Raw genomic sequence first — 23531 nt, 5'->3', positions numbered from 1 at the left:
GCCCGCGCGGTACGTCACCACGTCACCGCCGAGGTCTCCCGCCACAGGCGGGCCAGCCGGTCGTCGCCCGAGATGGCGACGGCCGGGGTCCCGGCGGGCAGCCGGTTCCACAGCGTCAGGTACAGCGCCTCGGCGGGGCCGCTCATCTCGCAGTCGGCCGGGCCGTCGGCCGTGCGCGCGGTGCGGGGCGCGTCGGCGGACAGCGCGACGGTCCACACGTCGCCGGTGTCCGTCGCGCGGACCCGCAGGGTGCCGGGCCGGTCCGTGCGGACGCGGCTTTTGTCACGGCCGTGGAAGCCGCACAGCAGCTCGTCGATCCCGTCGGCGGCCAGGTCCGGCGCGACCGGCGACCGGCCGGCCACCAGGCCCAGCGCGGACTCGGCGTCCACGCGGTGCACGGTCGTCTCGTGGGCCTGGCGCCGCGCCCAGAAGGCGAGCGGCGAGGGGGCGGGCAGGAACGTCCAGCAGTCCAGCGCGTCCGGCGCCCCGCTCAGCGCGGCCACCAGCCGGTCGTGGCCCTCCCGGTACCAGTCGAGCAGCGCCGCGCCGTCCAGGTCCGGCTCACCGCCGCCGGGCTGGTACGCGGTGCGGGCTTCGGCGACGAAGGCGGTCGCCCAGCGGTGCACCATGCCGGTGTGCCGCAGCAGGTCCCGTACGGTCCACCCGGGGCACGTGCGGACCTCCGCGTCGCCGCCGGCCTGTCCGGCGGCCTCGGCCAGCAACTGGCCCGCGTGTGCGAGGTGCTTGATGTGCTCGGCAGTGTCCATGCCCGGATTCTGCCATCGCGCCCCGCGCCTCAACCGCGCCTCAACCGCGGCGCGGACGCGGCCGCCGGCGGGCGCTGGTGGTGGCGAGCCGGGCGAGCGCGCCGACCGCGAGCGACTGGAGGACCACCGACACGCCGAACGCCGCCCAGAGGAACCATGACGACTCGACCAGGCCGCCCGCGGCGAGCTCCCCGGCGGCGAGCAGCACCAGCATCGTCGGCGCGGCCACGGCTATCAGCCCCAGCACGGCGAACGACGCGTCCGGGTGCTCGACGAACCACAGATCGCGGATCACCAGGGCGGTCACCGCCGCGACGACCGCCAGGTACACGCCGGAGGCGATGTTCCCGAACGCCAGCCGGACGAAGGCGCGGAGGGCGGTGATCGGCTTGTTCGGACGCATACGGGGCTCCAGAGGTCGGGGAGCCCCATCCTGTGCGGGGAGCGCCGGCGGCACCTGAGTACGGCTACTCAGGCCGCGCGGGGCGCCGAGGCGTTGCGCGCGCGGTAGCCGAGGGCCGCCGCGGCGGCGGAGAGCAGCGCGACCGACGTCAGGGCCGCCGGCAGCGAGAACCAGTCCGCGAGGAAGCCGATGACGGGCGGGCCGAGCAGCATGCCGCCGTAGCCGAGCGTCGACGCGGCCGCCACCCCGGCGGGACCGGCGAGCGCGCCCGCCCGGTCCACGGCGACCGGGAAGATGTTCGCCAGGCCCGCGCCGGTCACCGCGAAGCCCAGGAGTGCCGCCCACACGGTCGGCGCGAGCGCGCCCAGCAACATGCCGGCCGCCGCCGTCGCGCCGCCCACCACGAGCGTCCTGGTCTGCCCGAGCCGCTCCAGCATCGCCGTACCGGACAGCCGCCCGGCGGTCATGGTGAGCGCGAACAGCGCGTACCCGGCCGCCGCGAGACCGGGGTGCGCGTCCAGGTCCTGCGTCAGGTGAAGCGCGCCCCAGTCGGCGAGCGCCCCCTCGCCGTACGCCGTGCACAGCGCGATCACCCCGAACAGCGTGACCAGCCGCCGCGACCGGCCGTCCATCCGCCGCCGCCCCGAAGCGGGCGCCGCGGGCAGCGCCTCGGGCGGTACGGGGGAGGGGTGCCGCAGCAGTACGGGCCCGGCGGCGGCCGTCAGGAGCAGGCCCACCACGGTCAGGCCCAGCAGGTGCGCGGCGGGCGACAGGCCGCCCGCGACGAGCCCGCCGAGCCCGGCGCCGACCATGCCGCCCAGGCTGAAGGCGGCGTGGAAGGCGGGCATCACGGGCCTGCGCAGGGCCGCCACCAGGTCGACGGCGGCGCTGTTCATCGCGACGTTGATCGCGCCGTACGCGGTGCCGAACACCAGCAGGACGAGGCCCAGCGCGAGGGCCGAGTGGGTGAGCGCGGGCAGGGCGATGCTCAGCGACAGCAGCACGGCGGCGCCGACGGTGACGGCATGGCTGCCGTACCGCTGGCACAGCCGCCCGGTGAGCGTCATGGTGACGACGGCCCCGGCGGACACGCCCAGCAGGGCGAGCCCGAGGTCGCTCGCGGAGGAGCCGGTCTGCTGCTTGATCGCCGGGATGCGGACGACCCAGCCGGCGAAGAGGAACCCGTCGAGGGCGAAGAAGAGGGTGACGGCGGTGCGGAGACGGCTCAGCGAGCGGACGCCGGGGTCTCCGGCGGGGGCTCGGTGAGCGGCGGACGCGAGTTTGTTTAGTAGCGGCACAAACTCAGGATAGAGGTCGGCGGCGGCTCACGACAATTCCGGGGGCGCTCCTCCGGCGGCTGGGGCGGGAGTGACCGACAGGCGCCCGTGCCCGCCCGGCAGTGAGGTGACCGACAGCCACGGGGGAGGGTACGGGCGGGGAGGCGGCCGTTCTGCCCGGTGGAGGCGAGCTGTGTGGGGCGCCCCGCGGCGGAAGCGTCCGGCGGCGACGCGCGGACGCGCCCCCGGCGACGCGTGAACGCGCCCCCGGCGGGGCGGGGGCGCGTCCGGGCCGACGGGCCGCGGTTGGTCGGGGACGGGTCACACCGTCCGGTTGCCCTTGGGCTTGCCGCGCTGGTCGGGGGTGCCGTGCGGGGGCGGGCTGTGCGGCTGGGGGGACGTGGCCGGGGACACCGGCGAGCCGCCCGTCGCGTGCCCCGCCTGCTCCGGGCGGAACGCCGTCGGGTCGCCGCCGGTCGGCTCGGCACCCGCGTCCAGCTGGCGTTTGCGGGACGTGAGCAGCTGGACGACCTGGGGACGGCCGGCGTGCTCCTCCTCGTACCGGAGCAGCCGGTCCAGTTCGTCCGGCTGGAGCGACCTGATGCGGGACTCCAGCGTCCCCACGGGCAGCTGGTCGTAGTCGGGCAGCGGCAGTGCGCCGCGGTCGGGGGTGGTCATCCGGGTCCTCCCTGGAACGTGGCCGGTCACGCCTGGGCGGCGTGACGCGCGTGGGCTTCCTCGACGTCCTCCACCACATGGCGGTCGAGCGCGGCGCGCACCAGCGCCGCCGCCAGCGACGGCAGTTCCTCCTTCCTCACCAGCCGGGGCAGCTTCCGCGGGTCGCCGGGCAGCCCCAGGCGGCGGGCGCCTTCCAGCGCCTTGCGGTCCAGGTACGGCGCGACCTCCGGCCACACGCCCTGGACCTCCCGCAGGAAGATGTCCGCGCCCGCCGGGCCGATGCCGGGCACCTCGCACAGCAGGTCGCGCAGCCGTTCCGGTTCGCCTCCGGCCGCCTTCCTCAGGCGCCGCAGGTCGCCGCCGTACCGGTCGAGCACGAGCCGCGCGGCGTCCCCGAGCTGGGTCGACGTCCGCTCGTCGTAGCGCCGGTAGCCGCCCCTGCCGAGGGCGTCCACCCGCTGCTGCCAGGTGGCGTCCCGCATGCGCCGCGCGTCGCGCATGCCCGCGTCGAACAGGGCGCGGGCCGCCGCGACGGCCGTCGCCGCCCGGATGCGGGCGCTCAGCAGATGGGCGAGGACCAGCAGCTCGTACAGCGGCTGCGGGGTGTCCTTCAGCCGGATGCCCGCCTCCTCGGCGTACGTCCGGCCGTGCCCGCCCAGCAGGTCCCGAACGGTCTCCCGCTCGTCGCGCCCGCCGGCCGAAGGTGCCATGGGTGCCTCCTGACTCGCTGTCGCCGTTCCCGAAGCCGTCCGCCGGCCGCCGTCCGCTGTCCGCTGTTCGCGCGCGTGGCTGCCGCGCCGTACCGCCGCGCGGTCCGAGGGCGCCGTGCGGCGCGGTGGCGGTGCGCTCGCGGTGTGCGCCGCCGCTGCCCGCAGTACCCGTCGCGGGGCGGCCGAAACAGCACGCCCCGGCGGCCGGTGCGCCGGATCATGGGAGACTCGCCCCCATGAACGGCAAGGCGACGACCACCCGGACCAGGCTCGACAGGGGCCGCGGCGCCCTCGGCCCGGCGCTGGAACTGGTGCACACGGGCCGGGCGCCCACCCGTGCCGTCCTCACCGCCGAGCTGGGCGTCACCCGCGCCACCGCCGGGGCCGTCGCCGCCGAGCTGGAGGCGCTCGGGCTGATCCGGGTGGACTCCCGGCCGGGCGCCGCCGCCGGTTCCCAGGGCCGGCCCTCGCACCGGCTGACCATCGACGAGAACGGGCCGGTCGCCCTCGCCGCGCAGATCCACGCCGACGGGTTCCGCGCGGCGCTCGTGGGCCTCGGCGGCCGGATCGTCGCGACGGCGCCCGGCTGCGTCGAGGTCACATCCGACCCGGCGCAGGTCCTCGCCGCCGTCGTCGAGGCCGGCGCCGGGCTGCTGAGGGAGAGCGGCCGCCGCTGCGTCGGCGCCGGCCTGGCCGTGCCGTCCGCGGTCGCCGAGCCGGAGGGCACCGCGCTCAACCCGCTGCACCTGGCGTGGCCCGCCGGGGCGCCCGTGCGGGACGTCTTCGCCGCCCTGGTACGGGAGGCCGGCATCGACGGCCCCGCGTTCACCGGCAACGACGTCAACCTGGCCGCGCTCGCCGAGCACCGGCACGGCGCGGGCCGGGGCGCCCAGCACCTGCTGTGCGTCGCCACCGGGCACCGCGGCGTGGGCGGCGCGCTCGTGCTGGACGGGCGGCTGCACACCGGCAGTTCCGGCCTCGCCCTGGAGGTCGGCCATCTGACGGTCAACCCCGCGGGGCGCCCCTGCCACTGCGGGAGCCGCGGCTGCCTGGACGTGGAGACCGACCCGCTGGCCTTCCTCACCGCCGCCGGCCGCGTGCCGGGGCCCGAGGTGTCCCTGCTCCAGCAGTGCCGGGACCTGCTGCGCGACGAGCCCGGCGACGCGGGTGTGCGGGCCGCCGTCGAGGAGCTGGTGGACCGGCTGGGCCTCGGCCTCGCGGGCCTGGTGAACATCCTGAACCCGGACCGGATCATCCTGGGCGGCCTCCACCGCGAACTGCTGGCCGCCGACCCGGAGCGGCTGCGCGCCGTCGTGGCCGACCGCAGCCTGTGGGGTCGCAGCGGAGGCGTACCGATCCTGGCCTGCACGCTGGACCACAACAGCCTGGCGGGCGCGGCGGAACTGGCCTGGCAGCCGGTGCTCGACGACCCCTTGTCCGCCCTGGGCCGCCCCGCGGCCGACGACTGACCGCTCCCGCCGCCCCGGCGTCCCGACCGCCGCCCGGTGCCCGGAGTCCGGAGCCCCGGGCCAGTGCCCAGGTGGCGCGGATGCCGGGGCCCGGGCCCGAAGCCCGAGTCACCGGATGCCGGCACCCCGGCCAGCCGCCCCGGCCTCCCGACCGCCGCCCGGAGCTCAGGCCCTGGAGCCCGGAGCCGGAGCACCGGGAAAACGCCTCGCCTCCGCGTGGCGGCCCGGCGTAGGGTCCACCGCCGTGACCACCACCGATTCGCCACCCCGGCTCACCCGCCTGACCTTCCACGGACCGCTGTCGGAGGCCCGCGCGCGGCGGCTCGTCGCGTCCCTCGCCGCCGAGCGGCCCGCCACCGTCCTGGACATCGGCTGCGGCTGGGGCGAGTTCCTGCTGCGAGTGCTCGACGCCGTGCCCGGCGCGACCGGCACCGGCGTCGACATCAACGCCGACGACCTCGCCCGCGGCCGCGCCCTCGCGCGGGAGCGGGGGCTCGGCCGCCGCGTCGCGTTCGTGGAGGAGTCGGCGCGCGGCTCCGCCCGCGGACCGGCCGACCTGGTGCTGTGCCTCGGCTCCAGCCAGGCCCTGTGCGACCCGGACGGCCCCCACGATGTCGCCGCCGCCCTGCGCGAGCTGCGGCGGCTGGTCGCGCCCGGCGGCCGGGTACTCCTCGGCGAGGGCTTCTGGCACCGCGTACCCGCCCCGGAGGAGCTGGCGCGGATGTGGCCCGGCGCCCGCGCGGACGACCACCCGCCGCTGGGCGCCCTCGTGGACGCGGCGGTCGAGGCGGGCTTCCGGCCGGCCTGGATCGAGACGGCCGACCGCGACGAATGGGAGCAGTTCGAGTCCGGGTACCGCCATGACGTCGAGGTGTGGCTCGCGGCGAACCCCGGCCACCCGGACGCCGCCGAGACCCGCGCCCGCGTCGACCGGCAGCGCGCCTCCTGGCTGAACGGCTACCGCGACGTCCTCGGCATGGCCTACCTGACCCTCGTCCCCGTCGGCTGACGCGCCCTCAGTCCCAGTGCCGGCCGGGCCGCAGCGCCGCCCGGCCGGGCTGGGACAGGTGCAGCACCCGGAAGGCCTCGCCCGCGCCCTCAGGGGCCGCGCCGGCCCACAGGCTGAACTCCAGCAGCTCCCAGCGGCTCGGGTCGACCGCCACGGCCGCCGCCACGAGCCCGTCCTCCCGTACGAGCCGCCCGTGTGCCTCCACCGCCCGCGCCACCGCGTCGGCGGGCCGCTCGTCCGCGCCGATCCGCTCCCGCCGCCGCACCGCGTGCTGCGGCGCGGCGCCGGCCGCCGGGCCCTCGCCGTACGCCGCGCCCGCCCAGTGCCGCACCCTCGGGCGCCCGAAGTCGTCGACGATCCCCTGGAAGCCAGGCCCCCACAGAAAGGCGTTCATGCCCTCGGGCGCCGCCCACAGGTAGAACGGCGCGTACTGGTTCACCGGCGCGCCCGCCGCGCGCTCCCGCACCAGGTAGGCCTTGAGGCCGAGCCCCGGGAAGTCGTCCAGCAGGTGGCCGCGGGTCGCCACCCGGCGGTGGATGACGCCCATGTCGTAGTCGGCGGGCAGGGTGATCTCGTACTGCATCGCGTGCATCAGGCGGCCCTCCGCCCCGCGAGCAGGGACAGCAGCCCGTCGACCGCCGTGTCGAACGCCGCCGCCGAACCGGACGCGCGGGCCAGCACGTACCCGCCCTGCACGGTGGCCACGACTGCCGCCGCCGTACGCTCCGGGTCCAGCGCCCCGTCGAACTCGCCGCTCGCCACGCCCTCGCGCAGGACGCCCGCGAGCCGGCCGCGCAGCCAGTCCAGGGTCTCGTCCACCGGGGCGCGCAGCGCGTCGTCCGCGACGACGTCCGGGTCCATCGTCAGCCGCCCCACCGGGCAGCCCCGCAGGACGTCCCGCTCGCGCCGCAGATACGCCGCCACGCGCGCGTAGGCCGTGCCCTCGCCGCCCAGCACCCCCTCGGCGGCGGCCCGCATCTCCTCGGCGGTGCGGCGGATCGCGGCCAGCGCCAGATCGGGCTTGCCCGCGAAGTGGTGGTACATGCTGCCCTGCCCGGCGCCGGCCCGCTGCTGGATCGCCCTGGGGCTGGTGCCCACGTAGCCGCGCTCCCACAGCAGCTCCCGTGTGGCGTCGACCAGTCGCTCGGAAGTCGTCATGCGGGCACTGTACATACCAGTAGGTACAGAAACCATACTCCCGTCGTCGTACGGCCGTTGCCGCTGTGCGTACGACGACGGGGGCGCCCGCGCGGGGCGAGGCTCGTCATGCGGGACGGAGGAGCCGTCCCCGCGAGACGGAGGAGGCGAACGCCATGAACACTCTCGCCCACGCCGGCCCCGGTCCCTGGGCGCTGCTGCTCCCGCTGTTCTGGGCCGGTGCCGCGGTGACCGCCGTCCTGCTGCTGCGCCGCGCCGGGTGGTGGGGCGGCCCGCCGCACCGGGCCGCGTCCGGACGCCCGCCCGGCGACCCGTCGCCCTGGACGTGCTGGGGCGGCGGTTCGCGGCCGGGGAGATCGACGAGGAGGAATACGGGAGTCGACTGTCCGTCCTGGACGAGCGGTTCGGTGACCGCCGCAGCCGCTGACGCCGTCCGGGACGGCGCCGAAGCCCCGCCGGCCGGTCAGCCCGCCACGGCCGACCGGACGGCGGTGGCGTGTCCGCGTACGGTCTCCGCTGCCTCCGCGCCGTCGCCGAACGGCACCGGCTCCTTGAACGCGGCGCCGCCCACCGCCCCGTACGCGGGCACCGCGGGGATGCCGACGGGCGTGGCCGAGGGCGCGGGGAGCGTGAACCACACGACCTTCCCCGTGTCGCCCTGCGGGCGCGCGCCCCAGCTCTCGCTGACGGCCTCTATCAGCGCGAGGCCCCTGCCCGACGTGGCGAGCGGGTCCGGCCCGTCCTCCAGGTGCACGACGGCGGGGAGGCGGGGATCGTGGTCGTGGACGGAGACCGTGAGCCGGTCGAGGAGGAACTCGATCTCCACCGTGCAGATCTTGTCCGGCTTGGCGTGCCGGTGCACATTGGTGAGGAGTTCGGTGACCCCGAGCGCCGCCTTCTCGATGAGGGGGTCGAGGTTCCAGTAGCGCAGTTGCGCCGACACGATTCTGCGGACCTGTCCGATCCGCGACGGCAGGGCTTGGAGCTCTACCGCGCACTGCCTGCTGCTTGCCTGGCTGATCACGGCTGCGACTCCCCGAAGTAGGTCCGGAAGAAGACGAGGATCGGGTCCAGTGGATGCTGGGCTCGTGTCCGGCGGACTGGATCGCAGTGTGACCGCCGGTTCACCCTGAGTGATGTCAATCCAGCGTGGACCAGACGTGACCGCTTCGCAACCGCGGCAGCGGACGCCCCGTCAGTCCCGCCTGTCGCACGACCGGTCGCCGGCCCCGCGGACGCGCCCCGGCCCGGCGACGCGCCCACCGGTCCGGCCCCGCGCGCGCCCGGTATGGCGACACACACGCCCGGTCCGGTGGAGTGTGCGGCCGCTCGCGCCACGCGCGCTCAGTCCCGCCGGCCGCCCGCCCGCCGTACGGCCTCCAGGAAGCGGCCCGCCAGGGTGGCGCCCGCACGGTGGTCGCGCTGGCCCATGGTGAGCCGGTACCGGGCCCCGTTGAGCGTCGCCACCGCCGCGTCGCGGGACGCCGCGAACCACGGCCGGCCCGCCCGCACCGCACGGACCGGAGCGCTGTCGATCTCCCGCCCGTAACTGGTCAGCAGCGCCAGCCGGCCGCCCTCGATCCGCACCTCGCCGGCCGTCGTCAGAGAGCGCGGCCACCGCTCGATGCGTACCCCCGTGGCGCTGAATTCGGGTTCAGTCATGGTTCCGCCGCCCCCTTCGCACCCGTTCCAGGGTGCCCAGTCTGCACGGAGGACCCGCGTCCGCACCAGTGCACCTCAGGCAGGTGCCTGCAAGCTCGGCCTATGAGGGGTCAAAGTCATCGTTTGCCCAGGTCGGGGAGGTATGTTCGGTCGCGGGACCCATGAGGGAACCGAGGTGCGCAGGACGCGGACGACGAGGAGTGGCGCGTGAGGACCGTTGAGCAGCCCGAACCGGCCGGACCCGGCAGCGGCACGGCGCCGGAGGGCCCCGGTGCGGCGGCGGAGCGGCGACCGGACGCCCCCCGTGCGGCGGCCGTGAACACCCCCGTCGCGCCCGCGCGGACGCCCGCCGCGACCATCGACGTCGACCGCAGCGATCCGGCCTACCGGGACTGGCTGAAAGACGCCGTGCGAAAGGTCCAGGCGGACGCCAACAGGTCGGCCGACACCCATCTCCTGCGCTTCCCGCTCCCCGACCACTGGGGCATCGACCTCTACCTCAAGGACGAGTCGACCCACCCCACCGGCAGCCTCAAGCACCGCCTCGCGCGCTCCCTGTTCCTGTACGGGCTGTGCAACGGCTGGATCCGGCCCGGCAAGCCGGTCATCGAGGCGTCCAGCGGCTCGACCGCGGTCTCCGAGGCGTACTTCGCGAGCCTGATCGGCGTCCCGTTCATCGCCGTCATGCCGCGCACCACCAGCCCGGAGAAGATCCGCCTCATCGAATTCCACGGCGGGCGCTGCCACTTCGTGGACGACTCGCGGCGCATGTACGAGGAGGCCGCCGCCCTCGCGACGCAGACCGGCGGCCACTACATGGACCAGTTCACCTACGCCGAGCGCGCCACCGACTGGCGCGGCAACAACAACATCGCCGAGTCCATCTACCAGCAGCTGCGCCTGGAGCGGTACCCGGAGCCCGCCTGGATCGTCGCCACCGCCGGCACCGGGGGCACCTCCGCGACCATCGCCCGCTACGTCCACTACATGCAGTACGACACCCGCGTCTGCGTCCCCGACCCGGAGAACTCCTGCTTCTTCGACGGCTGGACGAAGGAGGACCCGGAGGCCGTGAGCGACTGCGGCTCCCGCATCGAGGGCATCGGACGGCCGCGCATGGAGCCGAGCTTCGTGCCCGGCGCCATCGACCGCATGATGAAGGTCCCCGACGCCGCGAGCGTCGCCGCGGTGCGGGCCCTGGAGAAGGCCATCGGCCGCAAGGCCGGCGGCTCCACCGGCACCGGCCTGTGGAGCGCGCTGAAGATCGTCGCCGAGATGGTCGCGCAGGGCCGCACCGGCAGCGTCGTCACCCTGATCTGCGATCCGGGGGAGCGGTATCTGGACAAGTACTACTCCGACGCGTGGCTGGCGGAGCAGGGTCTCGACATCGACCCGTACGCGGCGACGCTCGACGAGTTCCTCGCCACGGGCGTCTGGCCGGACTGACCGACCGCCCGACGGCCGCCACCGCCGCCCCGACGGCCCGCCACCGCCCTGGCGGGCCGTCAGCCGCCGTGTACGGGTGCCTCCGCGCCCAGCAGCCGGTCCAGCTCGCGGCCGAAGACCCACCGCCCCGCCCGCGCCAGCAGCGGGTCGCACCAGCGGGGCAGCCCGCGCACCCGCAGCTCCTCCACCCAGGTCACCCGCGCGCCCGCGCCGTCCGGGCGCACGGCGATCTCCGCCCAGCCCCGCACGACGCGCCCGTACTTCTCCAGCCGGCACAGCCCCGGACCGGGCCGCCCGCCGGGGCCCGCGCCGTCCGGCGGCTCCCAGCGGACCACCGCCATCGGGTCGTCGAAGCCCAGCGGCCCGAGCCCGGTGCGCGCGGTGAACCGCGTCCCCACACCCGGCGGGCCCGGCGTCAGCACCCGCACGCGCGTCAGCGGCACGCGCGCCCCGTGCGCCTCCCAGTCGGTCACCCGCCGCCACGCCTCCGCCGCCGGCAGGCCCGTACGCCGCTCCAGCCGGAAGACGCTCACGCGCCGTCCCGCCACCGCTCGTCCGCCGCCCCCGAGGGCATCGGAGCCGGCTCCGCCCCGGCCGCCGGACCGGCGACCACCAGCCCCGGCAGATGCTCCGCCATCGCGGCCCGCACCTCGTCCGACGCCCCGGCGTCCGTCACCAGCGTGTCCACGTCCTCCAGCCGCGCGAACGAACTCAGCGCCACCTTCCCCCACTTGGTGTGGTCCGCCACGACCACGACCCGCCGCGCCGAGCGGATCAGCCGCCGGTTCGTCTCCGCCTCCGCCAGGTTCGGCGTGGACAGCCCCGCCTCCACCGACACGCCGTGCACCCCGAGGAACAGCACGTCGAAGTGGAGCGACCCGATCGCCTGGTCCGCGACCGGGCCGACCAGCGCGTCCGAAGGGGTGCGCACCCCGCCCGTCAGCACCACCGCCGGCGCGCCCGGCCGCGCCGTGCCCCCCGGCCCCCGACCGTGCGGGGACGCCGAGTGGAAGACGTCCGCCACCCGTACCGAGTTCGTCACCACCGTCAGGTCCGGCACGTCCAGCAGCCGCCGCGCCACCGCGTAGGTCGTCGTGCCGCCCGACAGGGCGATGGCCGCGCCCGGGGCCACCATCGCCGCCGCCACCCGCGCGATGTCCTCCTTGGCGCCCGGCTCCAGCGCCGACTTCGCCTCGAACCCCGGCTCGTGCGTCCGCGCGTCCGCCACCGGCACCGCGCCGCCGTGCACCTTCTCCAGCACGCCCTGCCGCGCCAGCGCGTCCAGATCCCGGCGCACGGTCATGTCGGAGACGTTCAGCCGGCGGGTGAGCTCGTTGACCCGCACCCCGCCGCGCCGCCTGACCTCGTCCAGGATCAAGGCGCGCCGCTGCTCCGCGAGGAGGTTGTGGTTGTCGCTCACCGCAGGTGCCGGTCCTTCCGTGGTCGAGGGGTCGTACGTCATGATCCGCCGTTCGCGCAGGTGGCCGGGGAGGCATCGGATGGCCGGGCAGGCACATCCTGCCACGCGCTTCAGCCGCGGGGACGGCGGGGAGATTACGTGAGAGCCGTGCGGCACCCCGCCCCCGCCCAGGCCCCCCACCCGTACCGTCCGCCGTACGCCCCGCTCCCGTCCGCCCGTACCGCCCCGCTCCTCCCGACAGCCCGGCAGCAAGACCGCCCGACAGCAAGACCGCCCGCCCCGCCGCACATCCCTGCCGCAGAGAGCGAGCCCCGAAGTGTCCTCAGCCACACCGGAACCCGCTCCGGTCGCCGCACAGGAGCCGCGCAACACCGGAGCCGCGCTCGAACTCCTCGTGCACGGCGTCGGAGGCACCACGCCCCAGGAGATGCTCGACGACCCGCGCACCGTCCGCGTCACCGGCGACAACACCGCGGCCGTGTACCGGCGCGCCACTGACGTACGCGCCGAGGCCGAACCGGACCGGTTCCGCGACGGGCCCGTCCCGGAGGCGTACTGCTGGTGCAACCTCACCTCCGGCAACGGCACCCGCGCCCTGTGGCTGCTGCTCCTGCCGTTCATGGTGGTCAACCTCGCCCACTGGATGCGCCCGCCCGCCACCCGGCACGGCCGCTCCGCGCGCCTGTACGGCGTCCTCGTGCGGCTGATCGCGCTCAGTCTGACGGTGCTGCTCACCGCCGCCGCCTGCGAGGTCGCCCTCGACCTGGCCGCCTGGCAGTGCGCGGGCGCCGCCGCGTGCACCGAGGGCCGCTCCTGGCTCGGCTTCCTCGCCGCGTCCGAGGGCGGCTGGTGGTCCCAGCCCGGCCGGCGCCTCACCGTCGCCGCCGCCGTCCCCACCGCGCTCGTCGCCCTCCTGTGGTACCTGTCCCACCGCACCTGGTCCGCGTACGAGGCGCAGCGCCCGCCGCGCGGCGAGGACGAGCGCGACGACCGGCCCGCGCTCGGCCGCCCCGGCTTCTGGTACGGCCGCCGCCTCGTCGCCCGGCTCCGCGCCGCCCACACGGCGGCGGGGCTGCTCACCGTCGCCGCCGCCGTCGCAGGGGCCGCCGCCCGCCACGACCGGGGCGCCGGCGACCCGCTGCGCGCCGCCCTCGGCTGGTGCGTCGAAGCGGCCCTCGCCGCCGGCGCCGTCGTCGTGGTGGCCGTCGTCTGCCGGCGCGGCCGCAGCGAACGCCGCCTCGACGGCCGCGTCGACCGGGCCCTGGTGGCCTGGCTGCCCGGCTCCGCCGCGGCGCTGCTGCTCCTCGCCGCCCTGTACGCCTCCTGGTCCCGGCCGGCCTGGCGCTCGTCGGGCGTCCTGCCCGGCGACGCGGCCTTCTCGGTGCTGACCCTCGGGCAGGGCGTCCTCATCGTGCTGCTGGCCGCCGTCGCGCTGCGCCTGCACCGCCGCGCCCCCGACCCGCGCACCGTCCTGGGCGGTCTCGCCGGGCCCGCCGTCACCGTGCTGGCCTGCGCGCTCGGCGGGGTCATGGCGGGCGGTGTCGCCCAGCGCGTCGCCGACTGGCTGGACGGGCCCGGCACCCCGGGCACCGGCGACGGCCCCATCGCCGGACCGCCGCTCCTGCTGAGCTGGCAGGCAGCGGCCATCCCCGTGTTACTGCTCCTGCTGCTGGTCCCGGCGGTGTTCCTCGTCGTCCGCACCGCGCTCGCCGCCCGGCGCCTCGCGCCCGTCGTGGAGGCCGAGTACGCCGGCGAGGCCGCCGACCGGTTCCGCACCCGCCGCATCGCCGGCATCCGCGCCGCGGCCCGGCTCACCGACGCCGCGCCCGTCCTCGTCGGGCTGCTCGCCGCCGCGACGCTGCTGCTCGGCGCGGCCGGCATCGCCGGGACGTGGGGGACCGGCACCGTACCGGCGGAGGCGTTCGACGGGGCGCCCCCCTTCCTCGACGGGGCCGCCGAGGCCTGCCAGGCGCTGGGCTCCTGGCTGGTCGGCCTCGGCTTCATCCTGTTCGTCACCTGGGGCCGCCGGGCCTACCGGGACGCCTCCGCCCGCCGCACCATCGGCATCCTGTGGGACGTCGGCACGTTCTGGCCGCGCGCCGCGCACCCGTTCGCGCCGCCCTGCTACGCCGAGCGGGCCGTGCCGGACCTGGCGTGGCGGATGGCGTCCTGGACGGGCCGCACCGGCGGGCGCCTCGTCATCTCCGGCCATTCGCAGGGCAGCGTCCTGGCCGCCGCCGCCGTGTGGCAGCTCCCGCACACCACCCGCCGGCGCGTCGCGCTCCTCACGTACGGCTCACCGCTGGAGCGCCTGTACGGGCGCTGGTTCCCCGCGTACTTCGGCCGCGAACCGCTGACCGGACTGCACCGCGAGGTCCACTGCTGGCGCAACCTGTGGCGGCCCACCGACCCGATCGGCGGGCCCGTCCACCTGCCCGCCGAGCACGGCAAGCCCGAGGTCGACCACCCGCCGCTGCGCGACCCCGTCGTGTACGGCCGCACCGACGACCACCCGCTGCCGGAGCCGATCCTCGGGCACGCCGACTACCAGGCCGACCCGGCGTTCGCCCGCGAACGGGCCGCGCTCCTCGACCGGCTCCCGCCGGCCCTGCCGCTGCCGGTGCCCATACAGCGCACCGAGGGCCCCGACGACCCCGACGGCGGCGCCGCTCACGGCAGTTCGGGCAGGTCCTCCGGGTAGAGCAGGCTCAGGTCGTCCGTGCTCGCCGTGGCGAGCGCGGCGACCCGGCCCGCGTGCCGCTCCACCATCGACTCGAACGTCTGCCGCGCGGTCCGGCCGTTGCCGAACGCCGCGCCCTTCGGCAGCGCCTCGAAATACGCCAGCAGCGCCTTCGCCGTGCCGTCCGCGAGCCGGTACTCGTGGTCGTCGGCCTGCTGCTCCACGATCCGCAGCAGCTCCTCCGGCGTGTAGTCGGGGAAGCGGATGGTCCGTGAGAAGCGGGACGCCACACCCGGGTTGACGGTGAGGAACCGCTCCATCTCCGCCGTGTAGCCGGCGACGATCACCACGACGGCGTCCCGGTGGTCCTCCATCAGCTTCACCAGCGTGTCGATCGCCTCACGCCCGAAGTCCCGCCCCGAGTCCTCCGGCGACAGCGCGTACGCCTCGTCGATGAACAGCACCCCGCCGCGTGCCCGGTCGAACGCCTCCTGCGTACGGATCGCCGTGGACCCGATGTGCTCGCCGACCAGGTCCACGCGCGACACCTCCACGAGGTGCCCGCGCTCCAGCACGCCCAGCGACGCGAGGATCTCGCCGTACAGCCGCGCCACGGTCGTCTTGCCCGTGCCGGGATTGCCGGTGAACGCCAGATGCCGCCGCACGGACGCCGCCTTCAGCCCGGCCTCCTGCCGTTTGCGGCCCACCTCGATCATGTTGGTGAGCGTGCGGACCTCCCGCTTGACGCTCTCCAGCCCCACCAGCGCGTCCAGTTCGCCCAGCACGTCCTGCGAGTCCCGTACCGGCGCGGGCGCGGGGGCGGGCGCCGTCGCCTGCGCCGGAACCGCGCCCAGCAGCCCGCCCGGCGCGGGCCCCGCCGGCAGGACCGCCACCGTGGACGCGGCGGGCGCCCCGGCCGGCAGCGCCGCGGAAGCGGAGCCCGTACGGGCGGCGATGCCGCTCTCGTCGCTGGTGCAGTCCTCGGTGACGGGCCCGTCCTCGCCGAACTCGTAGCCGCCGCGCGCGCAGCGCTCCGTACGGCACCGCCGCAGCGTCGTCCGGCAGCCGTCCATCACATGGAAGCCGTAGCCGCCGCTGCCCGTGACCCGGCAGCCGGTGAACGTCCCCCGGCCCTCCGCGGACACGTAGAACCCGGCCTCCGCCGGCGAGGTGACCGTGCACCGCTCCACCGCCGGGTCGGCGCCCTTCGTGACGATGACGCCCGTCTGCACCCCGTCGAAGGCGCAGTTGGCGAGCGTGCCGCCGCTGCCGTGGTCCCGGAACCAGGCGCCCGTCGCCGCGTCCCGGACCCGGCAGTCGTCCAGCTGCGCGGTCGCCCCGTCGCTCACCGACACCGCCGTGTTGCGCACCTGCGACAGGTCGCTGTCCACGACGTCGACCCGCGACCCCCGGTCGAGGACGAACAGCGCGTCCGGCACCCCGTGCACCCGGCACGCCTCCAGCACCGCCGTCGCCCCGTCGCTCACCCACACCGCCGGGTAGTCGCCCGTACTGTCGTGGATCTCGCACTGGTTGGCGTCCACGCGCGTGCCCGGGTCCCACACGGACAGGCCGTTGCGCCCGAACCGCCGCACCTTCGACCGCGTCAGCGTCAGCACCGACCGGGACCGCAGGTCCACCGCGTTCTCCGGCACGTCGTGGATGTCGCAGTCCGACAGCGTCAGCACCGCGTCGGTGTCCAGCGTGATCCCGTCCGCCGACGTGCGGTGCACCACCGAGTCCGTCAGGTGCGCCACCGCGCGCCCGCCGACGCGCACGCCGCTGCCGCGGATCTCGTACACCTCGCAGCCGATGGCCTCCAGGCCGCTGTCCTCACCGGTCACCGACAGGCCCGCACCGGACGCGTGGTGGATGCGGCACCGCTCGATCCGCGGGTGAGCTCCGCCGGTCACCGACATCCCCGCCTGGCCGGCCGCGACGACCTCGCACTCCTCGAACACCCCGCCCGCGCCGTCCAGTACGCCGATGCCGACACCGGCCGGGTTGTCCACCGTGCAGCGCCGCACCGTGGGCCGGGCCGCGCCGCGCACCTCCACGCCGACCGCCGAGCGGGTCACGATCCGCAGGTCCAGGATCTCCGGCGTGCCGTCCTCGACGAGCAGCGCGGGCGCCGCCGCGTCCTGGCCCTCCAGATGCAGGTCCCGTACGGTCGCGGAGGCCCGCACGGTCAGCGGCACCCCGTCGGCCGGGGCGATCCGCACCGGCCCGACGGCTCCGTCCGCGCCGCGCAGCGTCACGGCGCGGCGCAGCACCAGGTTCTCCCGGTAGGTGCCGGGGGCGACGGTGAGGACGTCGCCGTCCGCCGCGGCCTCCAGGGCCGCGGCGAGCGTGGCGTACTCGCCCGTGCGGCGCCGCCACCGCGACGTACCGCTGTGCGTGACCTGGACCGTGCCCTGTGCCATGGTGCTGCTCTGCCCCCACCTCGTGCGCTCGCGGCGACCCGCTCACCAACCCGTCGCCCCACCGTAGCGCGCACGGGGGAGCCGGGTTGCCTCCTCCACGCGGGCGGCGGCTGACGGGGCGTCCGGTGCGCGGGGGAGGGAGGACGTCGCCGTAGACCCGGCCGGTGCGCACCCCGCCGCCGGGCGTGGCGGGCGGTGCCGCGGCGGACGGCGGTCCGCCGCGTGTGCCGGGGCCGGCCGGACCGGGGTCAGACGTCGTCGCGGGTGGCGAGGACGCGGAACGGATCGCCGACCCGCAGGGTGCCCGTCGTCTCGGGGACCAGGTTCTGACCGAAGATCACCTTCGAGCCGAGCCTGCGGTGGCGCGACAGGGTGCGCAGGGGTTCCTTGCCCCGCACGCCGGTGCGCTGGTCGGTGGTGGTCACCACGCAGCGACCGCACAGCTTGGCCACCCGGAAGGAGACCTCCCCGATGGCGATCCGCGCCCAGCGGTCCTCCTCCCACGCCTCCGTGCCGTCCACGACGACGCTCGGCCGGAACCGCTCCATGGGCAGGGGGCCCTCGTCGGCGTGGTCGCCCGCCGCGATCAGGGCGTTGAGCGCGTCGAGCGAGGCGGTGGTGGTGACCAGCAGCGGGAAGCCGTCGGCGAAGCTGACCGTCTCGCCCTCGCGCGCGTACGCGGGGTCGACGGGGCGGCGGCGCGCCGGGTCGTCCATGTGGACCAGGCGCACGTCGGCGCCCAGGTACGCGCTGAACCACGCGTCCGCGTCGGGCGCCGCGGGCACGGCGTCCACCTTGGTGCCGAAGACGTCCACGGCGACCGTGCCGGCCGAGGGGTCCGGCACGGCGACGGTCAGCGGGTCCCGGCCGGGCGCGGACACCCGTACGCCGCCGTCGGGCAGAAGCGCCGCCGAAGCGGCCGCCAGCGCCGCGTACTGACGCTGCGTCACCGCCTTGCCTTCGCGGTCGGCGAGCATCCAGCGGCGGTCCCCGGCCAGACCCCACGGCTCCACGACCGCGGACGCGGGCGCGGAGCCGGCCAGGGCCTTCACGGGGTACAGGTGCAGGGAGCTCAGGGCGGGCTGGGACGTGACCTCATCACTCGGCATGGCCCCATCCTGCCAGGGGCCGTCCCCGCCCTCCCCGCGGTCTCGTTCAGTAACCGCCGCCCTGGTACGGCCGCCGGTACGGGTCGTCGTACGGAGCCGGCGGCGCCGGTGCCGGGCGCGGCGCGGCGGGGCGCATCGCCTCGTAGCCGGCGCCTGCCGGGGCGACGGGGCGCATCGGCTGCGGGGCCTGCGGACCCGGGTAGCCGCGCGGGGCCTGCGCCTGCTGCGGGACGTACGGCGCCGGGGCGGCGGGCGCCGGGGCGTACGCCGCGGGGGCGTAGGCGGCCGGGGCGGGCTGCTGCGCGGGCGCCTGCTGCGGGTAGCCGTAGCCGCCGCCGTAGGACGGCGCGGCGGGCTGCGGGGAGGGGGCCGCCGGAAGGGCGGGCAGGGCCGCGGGGAGCGCCGGCAGATAGGAGCTGCCGGTGTCGTACGCGGCGGGCACTCGGATCGGGGCGATCTGAGGCGTGCCCCGCTCTGCGACGAGGGAGTCGTAGATCGGGGTGTCCGGGAACGACGGCGCGTGGTAGTACGCACCGCCGTACGAGGCACGGGGGGAGGTCATGGCCCTAAGTTAAGCCCACGGTGTGCCGGGTGGAAGGCCGATAAGCGGGTTGTTTGACGCATCTTGTGCGGCCACGGAACACCAATGTGACCCAACACGGGAAAATCGGTCGCGCCGGTGTCCCATGATCGCGTAAAAGCCGAGATGGCGGGGGGTTACCGACGGGTCCGCGGGGCACGGCCGCAGCGGCGGGATTAGCGTGGCGCCGCAAAGTCACCAGGGGTCTCGGAACGCGCAGGGGGCGGCATGTCCATGATTAAAGGAGCCAATGTTCCGGTGCCGACGCGAAGGCTTCGCGTCGAATTGGCGTGGAGTTCGGGTGCGGGCGTACCGGATGTCGACGCGTCGGCACTACTGCTCGTGTCGGGAAAAGTGCGCTCCGACGCGGACTTCGTTTTCTACAACCAGCCCGCGCACCCGTCCGGTTCGGTGCGCCACGAGGGCAAGCGGGCCTCCGGGACGACCGTGACGGACGCGCTCACCGTCGATCTGCCGCGCGTGGACGGAGTGGTGGACCGGGTCGTGCTGGCGGCTTCGGCGGACGGCGGCGGCACCTTCCGGCAGGTGCCGGACCTGTGCGTGCGGGTGCTGGACGCGGCGGACGGCACGGAGGTCGCCCGCTTCGAGAGCCGGGACGCGACCGTGGAGTCCGCCCTCATCATGGGCGAGTTGTACCGGCGTCAGGGCGCCTGGAGGTTCCGCGCGGTGGGGCAGGGGTACGCCACGGGGCTGGAGGGGCTGGCGACGGACTTCGGCATCACGGTCGACGAGCCGCAGAGCCCCGCGCCCGCGCGGGCCGCGGGGCCCGCGCCGGTACGGACCCACGCGCCCGTACCGGCCGGGGGCGCCGCGCCCGCGGGTCCGCCCGCGCCCCCTGCCGCAGGGACGGTCGCGGGCCGCGCGCCCGTACCGGCCGCCGCACCGGTTCCCGGCCCTGAGCCCGTGCCGGCGCCCGCGCCCGTACCGGGCCCTGGACCCGTACCGGCTCCTGAACCCGTACCAGGCCCTGCCTCCCTGCCGGCTCCCGCGCCCGCGCCGGCCCCTGAGCCCGTGCCGACGCCCGCGCGGGTGCCGGAGCCCGCCCCGGTGCCCGCGCCGGACGCGGGAGCCGCGCCTGCCGGGGCGTCCGCACCCGCGCCCGTACGGCTGTCGAAGGTGACGCTGACCAAGGACGCCCCCTCCGTGTCCCTCACCAAGCAGGGCGGCACGTCGGGCGCCCTGCGCGTCAACCTCAACTGGAACCTCCGCGAGCAGTCCCCGCGCTGGGGCGGGACCTTCGGCGGCGCCGTCGGCCGCCACTCCTCCCTCGACCTCGACCTGTGCGCCCTGTTCGAGCTGGCGGACGGCAGCAAGGGCGTCGTCCAGGCGCTGGGCGACACCTTCGGCTCCCTGCACCGGCCGCCGTACATCCACCTCGACGGCGACGACCGCACCGGCGCCGTGGACACCGGCGAGAACCTCACCGTCAACCTCGACCACAAGGACGCCTTCCGCCGCATCCTCGTCTTCGTCACCATCTACGCGGGCGCCCGCAGCTTCGCCGGCCTCCACGCCACGGTCACGCTCACCCCGGCGCACGGCGCGCCCGTCGAGTTCTCCCTCGACGAGTGCACCGTCCCCTCCACCGTCTGCGCCCTCGCCCTGATCACCCGTCAGGGAGACGACCTCGTCGTCCGGCGCGAGGCCCGCTACCTCGTCCCCGCGCGCGGAGTCAGCCCGCAGCGGACCGTGGACCAGGCGTACGGCTGGGGCATGCGCTGGACACCCGGCCGCAAATAGCCCGCCCCGCGACGCAGCCGCGCCCCGCGTCGCGGGAAGGCCCCGCAGCGAGGCCTCGCGCGCACCGCGGGAACGCCCGGCAGCAAGGCACCGCCCCGCAGCGGAGCCGCGCCCCGCAGCGGAGCACCGCCCGGCAGCGGAGCCGCGCCCGGAGCGGAGCCGCGTCCCGCGCCGCAGGCGCGTCCGCGTCACCGCTCCGCCGCCGCGTGCGAGGCCGCCGGGGCCGGGTACGTACGGCCCTTCCACGCGGCACCCCGCCCCCGGTGGTGCCGCACCGCCGAGTCGACCGTCATCAGCAGGTACAGCGCCGCCGTCACCGGAAGCAGCGCGGCGAGCCACAGCGGCTGCCGGTAGTGGCGGAGCATCGGCGCGTACGTCCCCGCCATCCCCGCCCACGCGGCGCCGCCCGCCCACGCCGCCACCGCGTCCCCCGGCCCGGTGAGACCGGCCAGCAGGCACAGCGGCGGCGCCACGTACACCAGGAGCAGCCCCGCCACCGTCGCGGCCAGCAGCGCCAAGCTGTGCCGCAGCTGGGCGTAGGCGCTGCGCGCCACCATCGCCCACAGATCGGCGAGGCGCGGATACGGCCGGACGCTCTCGACCCGCTCCGCCAGCCCCAGCCAGATCCGCCCGCCCGCGCGGCGCACCGCCCGCGCCAGCGCCACGTCGTCGATCACCGCGTCCCGGATGGCGTCCGGCACCCCGGCCCGCTGTGCCGCACCGGCCCGCAGCAGCACGCACCCGCCCGCGGCGGCCGCCGTCCGCCCGCCGCCCCCGTTGATCCACCGGAAGGGGTACAGCTGGCAGAAGAAGTAGACGAACGCCGGAACGACCAGCCGCTCCCACGCGCCCGCCACCCGCAGCCGCGCCATCTGCGACACGAGGTCGAGCCGGTGCGAGACGGCCGCCGCGACCAGCCGCCGCAGGCTGTCCGGGGCGTGCGCGATGTCGGCGTCCGTGAGCAGCAGGAACTCCGGCGCCTCCGCGCCCCGCGCGCGTACGACCCCGATGCCGTGCCGCACCGCCCACAGCTTGCCCGTCCAGCCGGGCTCGGGCGCCCCCGGCGACACGACCGTCAGCGGCAGCCCGGCCCCGCCCCCCGGCTTCGGCTGCCGCGCGGCCAGCTCGCGCGCCAGCTCCGCCGTGCCGTCCGTACTGCCGTCGTCCACCAGGACGACCTCCGCCCGGCCGGGATAGTCCTGGCCCAGCAGCGACGGCAGGCTCACCGGGAGGACCTCCGCCTCGTCCCGCGCGGGCACCACGATCGCGACGGACGGCCACCGCCCGGGCTCCGCCGAGCCGCGCGGCAGCCGCTGATCGGTACGCCAGAACAGGCCCTGCCCGCACACCAGCCACGCCCACGCGGCACAGGAGAACAGGGCGATCCACGCAATCACGCTCATTCGCCGCAGTCTGCCCCAGAGTGGGGCCCGACGGAGGCCGGTCGGCTAGGGTGACCGGGTGAAGATCGCGCTCATGGACTCCGGGATCGGCCTGCTGCCGGCGGCCGCCGCGGTGCGCCGGCTGCGGCCGGACGCCCAGCTCGTGCTCTCCTCAGACCCCGACGGCGTGCCGTGGGGCCCCCGTACGGTCGAGGACCTGACCACGCGCGCCCTCGCCGTGGCCCGCGCCGCCGCCGCGCACCGCCCCGACGCGCTCGTCGTCGCCTGCAACACCGCGTCCGTCCACACCCTCCCCGCCCTGCGCGCCGAGCTGGAACCGGACATCCCCGTCATCGGCACCGTGCCCGCGATCAAGCCCGCCGCGGCCGGGGGCGGCCCCGTCGCGATCTGGGCCACGCCCGCCACCACCGGAAGCGCCTACCAGCGGCGGCTCATCGCCGAGTTCGCGTCCGGCGTCGACGTCACCGAAGTGCCCTGCCCGGGCCTCGCGGACGCGGTCCAGGAGGCCGACGAGGCGCGGATCGACGCCGCGATCGCCGCCGCGGCCGCGCTCACCCCGGCCACGGTGACGACCGTGGTCCTCGGCTGCACCCACTACGAGCTGGTCGAGGAGCGCATCGCCGACGCCCTGCGCCCGGTCACCGGCCACGACGTGGCGCTGTACGGCTCCGCCGACGCCGTCGCCGCGCAGGCGCTGCGCCGCATCGGCGAGACCCCGCGCCCGGACGCCGAACCGGCGGGCGCCGAGTCCCTGACGGTCCTCCTCAGCGGCCGCCCGTCCGTCCTCCCCCCGTCCGCCCTCGCCTACCCGGAGGCCCGCCTCCTGCCGGGCCCCGTCACCAGCGCGTAACGGCACCGGCCCGTTGCGGGGCCCGGCGCGCCGCGGGCCCGTCCGGCGGCGGCCGGGGGTCACCCGGACGTCGGTGTGCGGGGGCCGGACGAGGGGCCGCTCGGTACGCTCCGAGCATGAGGGAGCCGACCGAGCCGGGTGGCCCTCCGGGAGGCGGGCCGCCCGCCCCGGAGTTCGTACCGGCGGTGCCCGAGACGTGGAAGGGGCGTGCGACCAACCGCGTGCAGTGGCTGCTCGCCGCCGTCGGCGCCGGCTGTGTCGCGCTGGGGGTCGCGCTCGCCGCCGGGGCCGTCTGGACGGGCGGCGTCACCGCCGCGCTGATGGCCGTGGTGGGCTGCGTCGCCGTCGGTGTCCTGGTCCTCTTCGGGACGCTCGCCTTCGTCCACGTCGAGCTGACCGTCGACCGGCACGGCCTGGAGGTGCGCTGCGGGCACATGGGCGTGCCGCGCCGCCGCATCCCGCTCGACCATGTCGTCGGCGCCGACTTCGACCCGCGCGTCACCCCGTGCGCCTGGGGCGGCTGGGGGTACCGCTGGCGGCCCGAGAAGGGCACCGCCGTGGTCGTACGGCGCGGCGAGGGCCTCGTCCTCACCCTCGGTGACGGCCGCACCTTCACCGTCACCGTGGACGACGCCGAGACGGCGGTCCGCGTGATCCGCCACCGCCTCCACCTGCGCCGCCGCACCGCCACCCCCACCGACCTCTGACCCCGCCCCCCGGCCCGGT

Annotated in this window: 22 protein-coding genes and 1 pseudogene; 8 read left to right on the top strand and 15 right to left on the bottom strand. The window is 76.4% G+C overall.

The window, feature by feature from the left end:
- Window positions 1–14: 14 nt before the first annotated feature.
- The 5 genes from ACSUPT_RS02365 to ACSUPT_RS02345 form a co-directional block, all read right to left on the bottom strand.
- On the bottom strand, window positions 15–767 hold the full coding sequence (locus ACSUPT_RS02365) for a maleylpyruvate isomerase family mycothiol-dependent enzyme (RefSeq protein ID WP_436943360.1): 753 nt from the start codon (window positions 765–767) through the stop codon (window positions 15–17).
- Window positions 768–807: 40 nt separating this feature from the next.
- Window positions 808–1170: an SCO4225 family membrane protein gene (locus tag ACSUPT_RS02360; RefSeq protein WP_351963678.1), complete on the bottom strand. Its 363-nt coding sequence runs from the start codon at window positions 1168–1170 to the stop codon at window positions 808–810.
- 68 nt (window positions 1171–1238) lie between these two features.
- Window positions 1239–2468: an MFS transporter gene (locus ACSUPT_RS02355; protein ID WP_351963677.1), complete on the bottom strand. Its 1230-nt coding sequence runs from the start codon at window positions 2466–2468 to the stop codon at window positions 1239–1241.
- 300 nt (window positions 2469–2768) lie between these two features.
- Window positions 2769–3125: a hypothetical protein gene (locus ACSUPT_RS02350; protein ID WP_351963676.1), complete on the bottom strand. Its 357-nt coding sequence runs from the start codon at window positions 3123–3125 to the stop codon at window positions 2769–2771.
- A gap of 26 nt (window positions 3126–3151) precedes the next feature.
- Window positions 3152–3835 carry an endonuclease gene (locus ACSUPT_RS02345; RefSeq protein ID WP_399217984.1) on the bottom strand — a complete coding sequence of 228 codons (684 nt, stop codon included), beginning with the start codon at window positions 3833–3835 and terminating at the stop codon, window positions 3152–3154.
- 236 nt (window positions 3836–4071) lie between these two features.
- Here ACSUPT_RS02345 and ACSUPT_RS02340 point away from each other — a divergent pair, with 236 nt between their 5' ends.
- Together ACSUPT_RS02340 and ACSUPT_RS02335 are read left to right on the top strand one after the other, a co-directional pair.
- Window positions 4072–5304 carry an ROK family protein gene (locus tag ACSUPT_RS02340; RefSeq protein ID WP_351963674.1) on the top strand — a complete coding sequence of 411 codons (1233 nt, stop codon included), beginning with the start codon at window positions 4072–4074 and terminating at the stop codon, window positions 5302–5304.
- A 244-nt stretch (window positions 5305–5548) separates the two neighbouring features.
- Window positions 5549–6313 carry an SAM-dependent methyltransferase gene (locus tag ACSUPT_RS02335; protein WP_403504365.1) on the top strand — a complete coding sequence of 255 codons (765 nt, stop codon included), beginning with the start codon at window positions 5549–5551 and terminating at the stop codon, window positions 6311–6313.
- 7 nt (window positions 6314–6320) lie between these two features.
- Here the strand turns inward: ACSUPT_RS02335 and ACSUPT_RS02330 are convergent, their stop codons facing one another.
- Together ACSUPT_RS02330 and ACSUPT_RS02325 are read right to left on the bottom strand one after the other, a co-directional pair.
- Window positions 6321–6905, bottom strand: a complete 585-nt coding sequence (locus tag ACSUPT_RS02330; protein WP_399217986.1) for a DUF4865 family protein — start codon at window positions 6903–6905, stop codon at window positions 6321–6323.
- Window positions 6905–7471, bottom strand: coding sequence for a TetR/AcrR family transcriptional regulator (locus ACSUPT_RS02325; protein ID WP_436943359.1), 567 nt, complete (start codon window positions 7469–7471; stop codon window positions 6905–6907). The genes ACSUPT_RS02330 and ACSUPT_RS02325 overlap by 1 nt, the downstream gene beginning before the upstream one ends.
- Window positions 7472–7626: 155 nt before the next feature.
- Between ACSUPT_RS02325 and ACSUPT_RS02320 the strand changes: the two are divergent.
- Window positions 7627–7898: pseudogene (locus tag ACSUPT_RS02320) on the top strand (SHOCT domain-containing protein).
- Between the two features lie 36 nt (window positions 7899–7934).
- Here ACSUPT_RS02320 and ACSUPT_RS02315 read toward each other — a convergent pair.
- Both ACSUPT_RS02315 and ACSUPT_RS02310 read right to left on the bottom strand, forming a co-directional pair.
- Entirely contained in the window at window positions 7935–8492 is a 558-nt protein-coding gene (locus ACSUPT_RS02315; protein WP_399218187.1) for an ATP-binding protein, read from the bottom strand.
- 323 nt (window positions 8493–8815) lie between these two features.
- On the bottom strand, window positions 8816–9133 hold the full coding sequence (locus ACSUPT_RS02310) for a hypothetical protein (RefSeq protein ID WP_351963668.1): 318 nt from the start codon (window positions 9131–9133) through the stop codon (window positions 8816–8818).
- A gap of 315 nt (window positions 9134–9448) precedes the next feature.
- Between ACSUPT_RS02310 and ACSUPT_RS02305 the strand changes: the two genes are divergently transcribed.
- On the top strand, window positions 9449–10579 hold the full coding sequence (locus ACSUPT_RS02305; protein WP_403504372.1) for a PLP-dependent cysteine synthase family protein: 1131 nt from the start codon (window positions 9449–9451) through the stop codon (window positions 10577–10579).
- 59 nt (window positions 10580–10638) lie between these two features.
- On the opposite strand, the gene ACSUPT_RS02300 is transcribed toward ACSUPT_RS02305, so the two are convergent.
- Window positions 10639–11112, bottom strand: coding sequence for an SRPBCC family protein (locus ACSUPT_RS02300; RefSeq protein ID WP_403504369.1), 474 nt, complete (start codon window positions 11110–11112; stop codon window positions 10639–10641).
- Window positions 11109–11999 carry a DeoR/GlpR family DNA-binding transcription regulator gene (locus ACSUPT_RS02295; protein ID WP_351963666.1) on the bottom strand — a complete coding sequence of 297 codons (891 nt, stop codon included), beginning with the start codon at window positions 11997–11999 and terminating at the stop codon, window positions 11109–11111. Before ACSUPT_RS02295 ends, ACSUPT_RS02300 begins: the two co-directional genes overlap by 4 nt.
- Before the next feature lie 316 nt (window positions 12000–12315).
- Between ACSUPT_RS02295 and ACSUPT_RS02290 the strand changes: the two genes are divergently transcribed.
- Window positions 12316–14700, top strand: coding sequence for a hypothetical protein (locus ACSUPT_RS02290; protein WP_436943358.1), 2385 nt, complete (start codon window positions 12316–12318; stop codon window positions 14698–14700).
- On the opposite strand, the gene ACSUPT_RS02285 is transcribed toward ACSUPT_RS02290, so the two are convergent.
- From ACSUPT_RS02285 to ACSUPT_RS02275, 3 genes are all read right to left on the bottom strand, one after another.
- The gene (locus ACSUPT_RS02285) at window positions 14670–17102 is read right to left on the bottom strand and encodes a right-handed parallel beta-helix repeat-containing protein (RefSeq protein ID WP_351963664.1); all 2433 of its coding nucleotides are present in this window, start codon (window positions 17100–17102) and stop codon (window positions 14670–14672) included. The two genes, ACSUPT_RS02290 and ACSUPT_RS02285, sit on opposite strands and share 31 nt — an antisense overlap.
- A 248-nt stretch (window positions 17103–17350) precedes the next feature.
- A complete protein-coding gene (locus tag ACSUPT_RS02280) occupies window positions 17351–18211 on the bottom strand; it encodes an MOSC domain-containing protein (protein ID WP_436943357.1) in 861 nt (286 codons plus the stop codon).
- Between the two features lie 46 nt (window positions 18212–18257).
- Complete coding sequence (locus tag ACSUPT_RS02275; protein ID WP_351963662.1) at window positions 18258–18773, bottom strand: DUF6643 family protein; 516 nt, start codon at window positions 18771–18773, stop codon at window positions 18258–18260.
- Between the two features lie 252 nt (window positions 18774–19025).
- On the opposite strand from ACSUPT_RS02275, the gene ACSUPT_RS02270 reads away from it, so the two are divergent.
- Window positions 19026–20552, top strand: a complete 1527-nt coding sequence (locus tag ACSUPT_RS02270) for a TerD family protein (RefSeq protein WP_436946160.1) — start codon at window positions 19026–19028, stop codon at window positions 20550–20552.
- A 188-nt stretch (window positions 20553–20740) separates the two neighbouring features.
- Here ACSUPT_RS02270 and ACSUPT_RS02265 read toward each other — a convergent pair whose 3' ends face one another.
- Window positions 20741–21955 carry a glycosyltransferase gene (locus tag ACSUPT_RS02265; protein WP_436943356.1) on the bottom strand — a complete coding sequence of 405 codons (1215 nt, stop codon included), beginning with the start codon at window positions 21953–21955 and terminating at the stop codon, window positions 20741–20743.
- Window positions 21956–22013: 58 nt separating this feature from the next.
- On the opposite strand from ACSUPT_RS02265, the gene ACSUPT_RS02260 reads away from it, so the two are divergent.
- Together ACSUPT_RS02260 and ACSUPT_RS02255 are read left to right on the top strand one after the other, a co-directional pair.
- Complete coding sequence (locus ACSUPT_RS02260; RefSeq protein ID WP_351963659.1) at window positions 22014–22805, top strand: glutamate racemase; 792 nt, start codon at window positions 22014–22016, stop codon at window positions 22803–22805.
- Between the two features lie 116 nt (window positions 22806–22921).
- Window positions 22922–23512: a hypothetical protein gene (locus ACSUPT_RS02255; RefSeq protein ID WP_436943355.1), complete on the top strand. Its 591-nt coding sequence runs from the start codon at window positions 22922–22924 to the stop codon at window positions 23510–23512.
- The last annotated feature ends 19 nt before the right edge of the window (window positions 23513–23531 follow it).

The sequence above is a fragment of the Streptomyces sp. SudanB25_2051 genome, from assembly GCF_964272635.1.
GTDB lineage: Bacteria > Actinomycetota > Actinomycetes > Streptomycetales > Streptomycetaceae > Streptomyces.
Note: the sequence above shows the minus strand (reverse complement) of the source record. Positions and strands in the feature narration are given on the sequence as shown.